This window comes from Kitasatospora sp. NPDC057518 (genome assembly GCF_042802075.1).
Lineage (GTDB): Bacteria > Actinomycetota > Actinomycetes > Streptomycetales > Streptomycetaceae > Kitasatospora.
The window spans coordinates 1-10727 of record NZ_JBHVEU010000306.1 but is presented as its reverse complement, the minus strand read 5'-3'; the positions used below and the strand labels follow the sequence as shown (position 1 = coordinate 10727).

The 10727-nt window shown below is 73.5% G+C and carries 8 protein-coding genes; 5 read left to right on the top strand and 3 right to left on the bottom strand.

Features of this window, described 5'->3' with window-relative positions; translation table 11 throughout:
- Positions 1–74 precede the first annotated feature (74 nt).
- Positions 75–677 (bottom strand): superoxide dismutase, encoded by a 603-nt coding sequence (locus tag ACFU7Z_RS27075; protein ID WP_049649981.1) that lies wholly within the window; start codon positions 675–677, stop codon positions 75–77.
- 399 nt (positions 678–1076) lie between these two features.
- On the opposite strand from ACFU7Z_RS27075, the gene ACFU7Z_RS27070 reads away from it, so the two are divergent.
- The 5 genes from ACFU7Z_RS27070 to ACFU7Z_RS27050 all read left to right on the top strand — a co-directional run bounded on the left by ACFU7Z_RS27070 (position 1077) and on the right by ACFU7Z_RS27050 (position 7250).
- Positions 1077–3356, top strand: coding sequence for a M9 family metallopeptidase (locus ACFU7Z_RS27070; RefSeq protein WP_375874845.1), 2280 nt, complete (start codon positions 1077–1079; stop codon positions 3354–3356).
- 539 nt (positions 3357–3895) lie between these two features.
- On the top strand, positions 3896–4942 hold the full coding sequence (locus tag ACFU7Z_RS27065) for a cytochrome P450 (protein ID WP_380780234.1): 1047 nt from the start codon (positions 3896–3898) through the stop codon (positions 4940–4942).
- Positions 4943–5008: 66 nt separating this feature from the next.
- A complete protein-coding gene (locus ACFU7Z_RS27060) occupies positions 5009–6046 on the top strand; it encodes a JmjC domain-containing protein (protein ID WP_380780232.1) in 1038 nt (345 codons plus the stop codon).
- 157 nt (positions 6047–6203) lie between these two features.
- A complete protein-coding gene (locus ACFU7Z_RS27055) occupies positions 6204–6668 on the top strand; it encodes a DUF6193 family natural product biosynthesis protein (protein WP_380780230.1) in 465 nt (154 codons plus the stop codon).
- Between the two features lie 81 nt (positions 6669–6749).
- A complete protein-coding gene (locus tag ACFU7Z_RS27050) occupies positions 6750–7250 on the top strand; it encodes a histidine kinase (RefSeq protein WP_380780228.1) in 501 nt (166 codons plus the stop codon).
- 70 nt (positions 7251–7320) lie between these two features.
- Here ACFU7Z_RS27050 and ACFU7Z_RS27045 read toward each other — a convergent pair whose 3' ends face one another.
- Together ACFU7Z_RS27045 and ACFU7Z_RS27040 are read right to left on the bottom strand one after the other, a co-directional pair.
- On the bottom strand, positions 7321–9699 hold the full coding sequence (locus ACFU7Z_RS27045) for an FtsX-like permease family protein (RefSeq protein ID WP_380780226.1): 2379 nt from the start codon (positions 9697–9699) through the stop codon (positions 7321–7323).
- Positions 9696–10469, bottom strand: a complete 774-nt coding sequence (locus tag ACFU7Z_RS27040; protein ID WP_380780224.1) for an ABC transporter ATP-binding protein — start codon at positions 10467–10469, stop codon at positions 9696–9698. The genes ACFU7Z_RS27045 and ACFU7Z_RS27040 overlap by 4 nt, the downstream gene beginning before the upstream one ends.
- Positions 10470–10727: the final 258 nt, after the last annotated feature.

Sequence of the window (10727 nt, the reverse complement as noted above, 5' to 3'; positions counted from 1 at the left end):
AACTGCCCTGGGACCGCTACTGACCAGGGGTTTCACCAGCCGGCGGTCCGGGGCCCTCCGTCACCCGAACCGGGTCAGGCGCTCTTGACGGCCGCGAAGCGGTCCGAGACGTCCTGCCAGTTGACGACGTCCCACAGGCGGGTGACGTAGTCCGGGCGGACGTTGCGGTACTGCAGGTAGTAGGCGTGCTCCCAGGCGTCGAAGGCCAGCAGCGGGGTGGTGCCCTGGCCGACGTTGCCGTGGTGGTCGTAGACCTGCTCGACGATCAGGCGCTGGCCGAGCGGCTCCCAGGACAGGATGCCCCAGCCGGAGCCCTGCACGCCGGTGGTGGCGGTGGTGAGCTGCTTCTTGAAGGCGTCGAAGCTGCCGAAGTGCTCGGTGATGGCGTCGGCCAGCTCGCCCTCGGGGCGGTCGCCGCCCTCGGGCGAGAGGTTCTGCCAGAACAGCGAGTGCAGCACGTGGCCCGACAGGTGGAACGCGAAGGTCTTCTGCAGGCCGACCAGGCCGCCGAACTGCTCCTTGTCGCGGGCCTCGGCCAGCTGGTCCAGGGTGTCGTTGGCGCCCTTGACGTACGCGGCGTGGTGCTTGGAGTGGTGCAGCTCCAGGATCTCGGCCGACATCGCCCGCTCCAGCGCGGAGTAGTCGTACGGCAGGTCGGGAAGCGTGTAGGTGCCCATCAGGACACGGCCCCTTTCGGCGGGTTGAACGGTGGTGATCGTGCCGGGACAACACTATTGCGTATCAGTTGCAAGAACGAAGCATGGGCTCCTGCTTATTCCCGCACGTCCCGTCGGGCACAATGACCGCCGCTGACCACCCGTCCGGCCCAGCCGACTCGCCCCGCCCGCCCGACCCGTCCGGCCTGCCCGGCCCGTACGCCCCGTCACCCCGGCGGCCCGTCACTCCGCCGCACCGGTGCCCCTCCGGCAACGTTTCGGTCTCGTAGACCGGCAATCCGTTCCCGGGGCTTCCCTCCGTGTTCGCCGTTGTGCCATTTTACATGTCACACAGCAAGGCCCGTGCGCCCCACGCAGCGCGGCCACCCCCACCCTCAACGGCCCCGGAGGCCCCCACAGATGCGTCCCTCCTCGATAGCGAAGGACGGCGCGCGCAGACTCCCTGCGCTCGGCACCGCCCTCCTCCTCTCGCTCGGCCTGTTCGCACCCGCGGCGCAGGCCGCCGCCCCCGCGGCCGCCCCGGCCGGTCAGCCCGCCACCTCGGCCGGCCAGACCGCCGCACCGCGCACGATCCCGGTGCCCAAGTCCCCCGACACCCCCAAGGACGCCCGTCCGCTGGTCTCGGACCCGCAGGCCAAGGCCACCGCCCCGACGGCGGGCAGCACCGTCGGCGCCGCCAGGTCGGCACGGGCGCTCACCGCCGCCGCCTGCGACGTCTCCGCCTTCACCGGCAAGTCCGGTGCCGCGCTGGTCCAGCAGGTCAAGGGGGCCGGGCTCGACTGCGTCAACACCCTGTTCACGCTGACCGGCAACGACGCCAAGGGCGCCTTCAACGAGGCCCAGATGGTCACCGTCGCCAACGCCCTGCGCGACACCGCCGCCACCTACCCCGGCGACAACTCCACCTCCGCCGGGCAGCTGGTGCTCTTCCTGCGGGCCGGCTACTACGTGCAGTGGTACAACAAGGACGTCGTGGGCCCGTACGGCACCGGCCTCCAGACCGCCATCCGCGGTGCGCTGGACGCCTTCTACGCCGCCCCGCACAGCAAGGACGCCACCGACGCCAACGGTGCCACCCTCGCCGAGGCCGTCACCCTGATCGACAGCGCCCAGGAGAACGCCCGCTACACCGGCGTCGTCAAGCGGCTGCTGAACGACTACACCGGCAGCTGGCCCGCCACGATGGCCACCGCCGTGGCCAACACCGAGACCGTCATCGAGCGCGGCTTCGACCTGCCGGAGTTCGTCTCCGCCCTCCAGGCCGACCCGGCCTTCGCGACCACCGTGTCGTCCTTCGTCACCCGCAACAGCGGCCAGCTCAACGGCGGCGACACCGTCACCAAGATCGGCATCCAGCTCGGCAACCTGGTCGCCAACGACGCGCTGCGCGCCCAGGGCCGGCCGATCGTCAAGGACCTGATCAACCGCTACCCGCTGGTCGGCAACACCGGTCCGCTCACCATGAACCTGCTCTGGTTCACGGAGAAGAAGGACGCCGGCAACTGCTCCTACTACGGCACCTGTGACGTCCCGGCCAAGCTCGTGCCGCTGGTGCTCACCGTCGACCACACCTGCAACGCCAACCTGCGCATCCGCGCCCAGGACATGACCGCGCAGCAGCTCGCCGACACCTGCACCAGCCTGGTCAACCAGGACGCGTTCTTCCACAAGGTGGTCAAGGACAACGGCCCGGTCCCGAACGACAACAACACCAACCTCGAGGTCGTCGTCTTCGACGACTACTACAACTACAGCCTGTACGCCTGGGAGATGTACAAGATCGACGTCGACAACGGCGGCATGTACGAGGAGGGCAACCCGGCCACGGTCGGCAACCAGGCCCGCTTCATCGCCCACGAGGCCTCCTGGCTGCGCCCCCAGTTCCAGATCTGGAACCTCAACCACGAGTACACCCACTACCTCGACGGCCGCTACGACATGTACGGCGACTTCGAGGCCGGCATGACCACCCCGACCATCTGGTGGGTCGAGGGCCTCGCCGAGTACGTCTCCTACAGCTACCGCGGCGCCCACTACGACGACGCGGTCGCCCAGGCCGGCAAGGGCACCTACGCGCTGAGCACCCTGTTCGACACCACCTACGACAACGCGGACTCCACCCGGATCTACAACTGGGGCTACCTGGCCGTCCGCTACATGCTCCAGTCGCACCCGCAGGACGTCGACGCGCTGCTCGCCAAGTACCGCGCCGGTGACTGGAACGGCGCCCGCACGCTGCTGAAGACCACCATCGGCACCGCGTACGACGCCGACTTCGCCACCTGGCTCAAGGCCTGCGCCGCCGACAACTGCGGCTCGCTGCCCACCACCGAGCAGCCCAAGGCCCCGCTCTGCACCGCCACCGACGCCCGGCAGTACGACAAGAACTGCCGCCGCGACAACGTCGCCGCCACCACCGGGAACTACAGCTACAGCTTCCTGAACCTGCCGGCCGGCGTGAAGCAGCTGACCATCACCACCAGCGGGGGCACCGGCAACGCCGACCTCTACTACAACGCCGGCTCCTGGGCCACCACCGGCTCCTCCACGGCCAAGTCCGCCACCGGCGGCAACGGTGAGACCCTGACCATCACCAACCCGCCGGCCGGCTACGTCTTCTTCAGCCTCTACGCCCAGCAGGGCTTCGGCGGCGTCACCGTCACCACGACCTACAACTGACACCGACGCCCCACGACCGACCGACTGCCGCAGGCAGCAGGGCCCCGCGACTTCGCGGGGCCCTTTCGCTTTCCCGTTCCGACCCCCCCGCCCGGGGATATCCAGGGGTTATAACGATTCGGCCATCGAATAGGCCGTCAACGGCCCGTAAGAGATCGCATATTCCTCTGCCGAGGGGGTGTCCGGGCGGCGAAGTTTCGGTTAGTGTCCATGAACAGATCAACCGGTTCGGCCTCCGGCAACGGAATGCCGAATATCTCTGACGGCTCGGGTGCGGCATTCTCGCCACACCCGCCAATCCCCGGAATGGAGAGTTAGTCATGAAGATGGTCAAGGCGCTCGTCAAGAAGTTCAAGAAGAACGACGACCTCGCGAACCACGCGTGGGTGCTGCACGTTATCTAACGTGTCCAGCCGCTGGCGGGGGCCGGGTCGGCCGTGCCCCCGCCGGCGCCACGGCGCGTCCGGGATTCCTCCGCGCGCCACGCCGAACACACTGACCTGCCATTTCGCATTGGAGGCCGGATTCCCGTGGAAGAAATGGCGACGGCAACCGCGCGCAGCCGTTCCCTCGTGTTCGCCCCGAGGATTCAGGAGCTGCTGGCCAGGGACGAGAAGGTGTTCCGGATCGACCCGTCGAAGGTCGGCGTCTCGGACTCCCGGCTGATGGCCGAAATCGTCGCGGCCCGCCCCGTCCTTTCCACCGAGCGATCGGTCTACAAGCCCGCCGCCGGCTCCGACATCCCCCACGACAGCGCGACGCGCACCATCCGCGCGCTGGGGCAGGACGCCATGGCGGGCATCCGCAAGCCGCCGCCCCCGGCGCGCGGCATGGCCGGCTCCTGGCCCTACGCGGGCACCTCCTACCTGCGCCGCTGGCTGTTCTCCGACGACCCGCTGCCGGTCTCCCTGCTGTCGAAGCGCGGCGTCACCCGCTCCGACACCCTCTCCCGGCTCGTCGACCGCGCCGTCACCGCCTGGCCCGGCTCCGCCGACCAGGACGGGGGCACCGAACTGGCCGGACTGATCCGCGGCGCCGACGAGACGCTGGAACGCAAGCAGGCCATCGCGATGTACCGCCGGGCGACGGCCACCCTCTGCGACGGCGTGGCCGCCCTGGCCGGCAACGCCCTGTGGCTCATGGGCCCGGAACGGGACCGGCCGGAGCACCGCGCCAAGCTCACCGACGTCCTCTGGGAGACCCTGCGCCTGCTCCCGCCCGCCTGGATGCTCTACCGCAACGGCGGCGCGGCGTACACCGAACTCCACCCCGAGATCCGGCCCGAGGACGACGTCGCGCTCTTCCCGCTGCTGATGCACCGCCACCCCGACTACTGGTCCGACCCGCTGGACTTCCGCCCCGAGCGCTGGGACGGCGTCGCGGACCCGGAGAAGACGCCCGGGTTCATGCCCTTCGGCTTCGACGGCGCCCGCTGCTGGGCCAAGCACCTGATCGTGCCGCTGGCCGCGCAGCTGCTGACCGCGGCCCTGGACAACCGGCTGGTCGTCCACAGCCCGCGGCAGGACGCGCAGGTGCCGCTGCGCTCGCTGCTCGCCGTACGGTTCGAGGCGCGGGTCCGGGCCTGACGCCCCGGCGCCGCCTCCGGAACACCCCCGCCGCCCCGGAAGACCCCTGACACCACGGGACACACCATGGAATCGCCCACACTGGCCGACTGGGTCGGCGACGTCGACGGCTTCACCGGCCGCCAGTGGCAGCGCGAGCCCGCGCTCTTCCCCCGGAAGGCCCCGGAGGCGCCCACCTCGCCCGCCGCGCCCGCCTCGCCGTTCGACCTCGACGAACTCGACGCCGCCTTCGACGGCGGGCTGCTGCGCACGCCCTACCTGGAGATGGTCCGCTCCGACAAGGTGACCATCCCGCCGGAGGCCTTCACCACCTCGCGCACCGTCAACGGCACGGCGCACCACGGCTTCGCGGACCGCGCGAAGGTGCTCGCCCAGCTGCGCCGCGGGGCGACCCTGCTGCTGCGCTGCGTCGACCAGTGGCACCGTCCGACCGGCGAACTGGTGGCGCGGCTCTCCGAGGAGCTCGACCGGCGGGTGGAGGCGTTCTTCTTCGTCACCCCGGCCGGCGCCCAGGGCCTCGCCGTGCACCGCGACGACGCCGACGTGTTCGTCCTCCAGGCCGCCGGACGCAAGACCTGGTACGTCCACGACGCGCCGACGACGGCGGACTGGCGGCTCGGCGAACTCCCCGAGGACGAGCGCTCCCCGCTGCGCCTGCACGGCGTCCTGGAACCCGGCGGCGTGCTCTACATCCCGCGCGGCTTCGCCCACCGGGCGGTCGGCGCCGGGGGCCTGTCCGCCCACCTGTCACTGACCGTCCGCGACCTCTCCGTCCAGGACCTGCGCACCGCCCTGGAAGGGCAGTTGGCCGAAGGCCTCGGCCTGCCGGCCCGCCCGCTCGGCGAGCCCGCGATCACCGACGCCTGCGCCGCCCTGCTCGCCCACGCCCGGACGAGGCTCGACGCGCTCGGACCGGAGGACCTCCTGCGCGCCGCCCGCGCCGCCCGGACCGGCACCCCCCACGCCCCGGCAGCCCCGGCCGAACCCGCGGAAACCCTCACCGAGGCCGCCCGCACCTGGGAGTCCGCCACCCCCGCCGACGGCCGCTCCGGGCTCGCCTCCGTCGGCCGCACCTGGCGCCGCCTGCGCGGCGCGGCCGGGTAGCCTGCGGCGACGGCAGCGACAGTCCGGTGCAGGGAATCCGCCTCGATGATCTGATCGACCGACAGGATGCCTCGGACTGACTGACGTTCGACCAGCGAAGCCGCCCCGACTCGACGATCCTCTCCGTTCCGGGCGGCGCTGGGGCAGACTGCTCACCATGCGATCAGATGATCAGAGGGGCGCCCTGCCCAAGCCCGTCCTGCCGGACGTCGCCGCCGCCCGCGCGATCGGTCCCGAGGCCGCGGTGAAGGCCCGCTGGGAGGGGATCGTCCTGTCCTGGGAGTGGCTCCAGCAGGACATCGGGCACGGCCCCGGCAGCTGCCACGACGGCCTGGTGCGGCTGCTGAAGGCCGCCCGCGCCGAGCCCCGGCTGGGCCGGCTCTTCCCCTGGACCAGCCACCACGACCTGCACTTCAGCCTGTCGACCTCGTCCCCGTGGACCGCCTCGGGCGTGCCGTTCGCCGTGCCGCTGGACGGCGGCGGCTACCAGGTCCGCGGCCAGGGCGGCGCCGGGGTGCTCGGCACGCCCGCCACCCCGGAGGAGGCCGTCGCCCTGCTCGTCGAACACCTCCCGCCGGACCTCGGGCCGGTGTTCAACCACCCGGCGGACGAACCGCGCTGAGGCCGCCGGGGTGGCAGCGCCCCGCACCGGGGGTCACGATGGAAGCCCGGCCACCTCCGGCCCCGGCCCGATCGGAGCGCGATGAGCGACCAGCACAACGTCGTCCTGCTGACCTTCCCCGAGGCCGCCGCCTGGCGCCCGGCCTTCGACGAGGCGCAGCACCTGCCGGGCCTGCGGATGGTGGCGGCGATGGAGCGCAGCGCCGACGGGCTGCTGGAGGTCGCGGACACCTTCACCCGGGGCGCGGGGGTGGCGACCGTCGGCTCGGGTGTGCTGGGCGGCCTGATCGGGCTGCTCGGCGGGCCGGTCGGCGTGCTGCTGGGCTTCGCGGCCGGCGCGGCGCTCGGCAACGCGGCCGAGGAGCACCAGGCGAGCGAGGGCGGCGCCGGGCTGATCATGCTCTCGCCCCGGGTGCCGGACGGCGGGGCGCTGCTCGCCGTGGAGCTCCGGGAGTCCTCGCCCGCCCCGGCGGACGAGCTGGCCGCCCGGCACGGGGCCTCGGTCGAGCGGATCGACGCGCGCGAGTTCGCCGAGCGGGTCCGGGCGGCCGAGCAGAAGGCGGACGACGCGGGGGCCTCCTGAGCGGCACGGGGCCTCCTGAGCCGCGGGGGCCGTACGGGACCGGGCGTCCGGTTCCGTACGGCCCCCGCCGTCACTCCGCCCGCAGCGCGTCCACCGTGCGCGCCCGCGCCGCCCGTACGGCCGGGAGCAGCGCGCCGAGCAGGGCGATCGGCACGCCGCCGAGGCCGAGCAGGACCAGCGCCGGGGTACCGAAGACGTCCAGCGCGGCGGGCGGGAAGTTCAGCCCGGCGCTGTGGCCCATCGCGGGCACCGTCAGGCCGTGCAGCAGCAGCCCCACCGGCAGGCCGATCGCGCCGCCGACGGCACCGGTCAGCAGGACCGAGGCGAGGACGACGCCCACGGTCTGGGCCGGGGTCATGCCGAGCGCCTTGGCGACGCCGGTGTCCCGGGTGCGCTCGCGGATCTCCAGGACGACGGTGTTGAACACCCCGAGCCCGGCGACCACGAGCAGCAGCAGGGTGAGCGTGGCGGTGAGCGAGTTCAGGGCGGCGATCGAGCCGCTGGAGCCGTGCGGCCCGCCGGTGTCGGCGGTCATGTGTGCCGGGGCGAGCGCGGCGGTGAGGGCGGCGGCGTAACCGGCGCGGTCGGTGCCCGGCTTCAGCTTGACGAACCAGAAGTCGGGGGTCGGAGCCGTTCCGGGCGGGTAGCTGCCGGCGTCGGTGAGCAGTTCGTTGGTCTGCACGTGCGGGTCGAAGACCTCGCCGACGATCCGGACGGTGACGGCCCGGCCGTGGGTCGTGAAGGTCACCTGGTCTCCGAGGTTGACGGAGGCCTCGGTCAGGAAGGTGGACGGGGCGACGGCCTCGCCCGGGCCCCGGTACCAGCGGCCGCTGACCATCTTGTAGCCCGCCCGGGAGGAGTCGCCGTCGAAGGCGGTCACCGTGGTGGCGCCGGCCACCCCGGGGACGGTGACGTCCTCGGTGCCGTTGCCGAGGTACCCGGCGGTGCCCGGCTGGGCGTCCAGTGCGGCGGTGACCACGGCCCGGTCGGCCGGGGCGGGCCTGGCCGGCGCCGTTCCGGGCGGGCCGTCCGGCCGGACCGGGTGCACCGCGACGTCCCCCGCGTCACGGGTCTTCGCCTCCTGCACCCAGCTCATCGTCCCGCCCATGCCCACCGCGAAGACGGCCGCCGCCGTGCCGAACAGCACCGCCGCGAGCATTCCGGCCGCGCGCGCCGGGCGGGCGAAGGGCTGGGCGAGGCCGAGGCTGAGCGGCCTGGGCAGCGGCAGCCGGGCGGCCAGTGCGGCGGCGCGGGCGGCCAGGACGTCCCGCCGGGTGCCGCCCGCGGTCCGGCCGACGGCGAGCGCGTCCACCGTGCGCAGCCGGCCGGCCCGGGCGGCTGCGGCCCAGGCGACCAGCGCGACGGCGGCCAGGGTGCCGCCGGCCACCGCGACGTCCACCCAGGGGACGAGGCCGGAGGTGTCGGTGCCGTACAGCGAGCCGGTGGTGGCGAGCACCGGGACGGTCAGCGCGTTGCCCACGACGACCCCGAGCAGGGTGCCGGCGGCGGCCGGGACCAGCGCCTGGGCGACGTACGCCCGCACCACCTGGGCGGGGGTGCAGCCGAGCGCCTTGAGCACGCCGATCCGCCGGGTGGCGGTGCCCACCGCGCCGGCCACCACGTTGCCCGCGACCAGCACGGACATCGCCATGCCGAGCAGGCCGAAGGCGACCATGAAGGGCAGGAACAGCGCGGTGTTGCGGTCCGAGCCCTGTTTGGCGGTGAGCCAGGACTGGGCGCCGGTGAGCGCCCCGGCGGGGGCGGCGGCCGTGACGGCGGCCCGGTCGGCGGCCATGGCGTCGGCGCTGCCGGCGTCGCTGAAGCGGTAGAGCATCTGGTAGCCGGGGGTGCTGCCGGGCGCGGTGAGGGCAGTGACGGTCTCCGGGGTCACCCAGGCGTCGGCGGTACGGCTGACGGAGCGGGCGAGGCCGACGACCTTGAGGGTCGGCGCCCCCGGCAGGCCGGGCACCCGCAGGCTGCCGCCCAGGCCCCTCGGCTGGTCGTGGTACCCGGCGTCGATCACCACCTCGCCCGGCTGCTGCGGCCAACTCCCTTGGACCAGGGTGACGTTGTCGACGCCGACGGCGGCCGAGCCACGCCCGGCGACGGTCATCGGCCCCATCGTCACCCCGGGCGGCATGCCCAGGCCGGGGCCCGGCTCGGGGTCGACGGTGACGGTGCGGTACGGCCCGGCGGCGGCCGCCACCCCGGGGGCGTGCGCGGTGGCGGCGAGCTGGTCGGCGCTCGCCCGGGCGCCGTCGAAGCGCGCGGTGAGGTGGGCGCCGCGCTGGTGGTCGAAGGCCTGGTCGAAGGGGTCCTGGGAGGCGACCAGCAGCGAGCCGCCGAGGACGGAGCAGGTGGTGGCCACCAGGGCGGCCAGCCCGACCGCGACGGACTGCGTCCGGCGCCTGCGCACACCGGCCCGGACGACCCTGCCGAGCGCGCTCATGCCGTCACCGCCGGGCCCGGAGCCGTACCCGCAGTCGAAGCCCCGGCCGCAGCCGCACCCGAAGCCACGTCCGGCCCCGAAGTCGACCCCGGACCCGAGTCCGCCTCGACCCGGCCGTCCCGCATCCGCACGGTGCGGGTGGCGCAGTCCTCGGCCAGGGTCAGGTCGTGGGTGACGAGCAGGACGGTCTGCCCGTCCTCGTGCAGTTCCCGGAACAGCTCCTTGACGTCCTCGCCCGAGGCCGAGTCCAGCGCCCCGGTCGGCTCGTCCGCGAGCAGCAGTGTCGGCCGGTTCATCAACGCCCGTGCCACCGCGACGCGTTGGCGCTCGCCACCGGAGAGCCGGCCCGGGTGGGCGCGGGCGTGCCGGTCGATGCCGAGGCTCTCCAGCAGTTCGGCGGCCCGGCGCCGGGCCTCGGCGCGCGGGACGCCGGCCAGTTCGCCGGCCAGCACCACGTTGTCGGCCACGGTGAGGTCGTCCAGCAGGTTGAAGAACTGGAACACCATGCCGATCGTGCCGCGCCGGTAGCGGGCCGAGGCCGCCTCGCCCAGCCGGTCCACCCGCACCCCGGCCACGGTGACCGTCCCGGCGCTCGGCCGGTCCAGCCCGGCGACCAGGTTCAGCAGGGTGGACTTCCCGCTGCCGGACGGGCCGAGCACAGCCACCGACTCCCCCGTCCGCACGCTCAGCGTGACCCCGTCCAGGGCCGCCCGGGCGCCCTCGTAGTGACGGCTCACCCCGTTCAGTTCGATCACCGGATCGCCGCTCATGTCCCCGCTCCTCGTCGTTGCCCGCCTGCTGACGAGGACGAAGGTACGAACGGGCGGCCCGCGCCCGCGTCAGCCGTCCGCCGCACCATCGCTACCGCGTCCGGCGGACCCGGGCGCGGCGTCATCCTTCCGACGTAGTCGCCGGGTGTACCCGCCGCCCGCCACCCGCGGGGCTGTCCCCCGGCGTCCGCGGCCCCCACAATGTCCCGGTGATCAACCATCCGACGGTGCGGCGGCTGCGCGCGGCGGTCCGGCTGG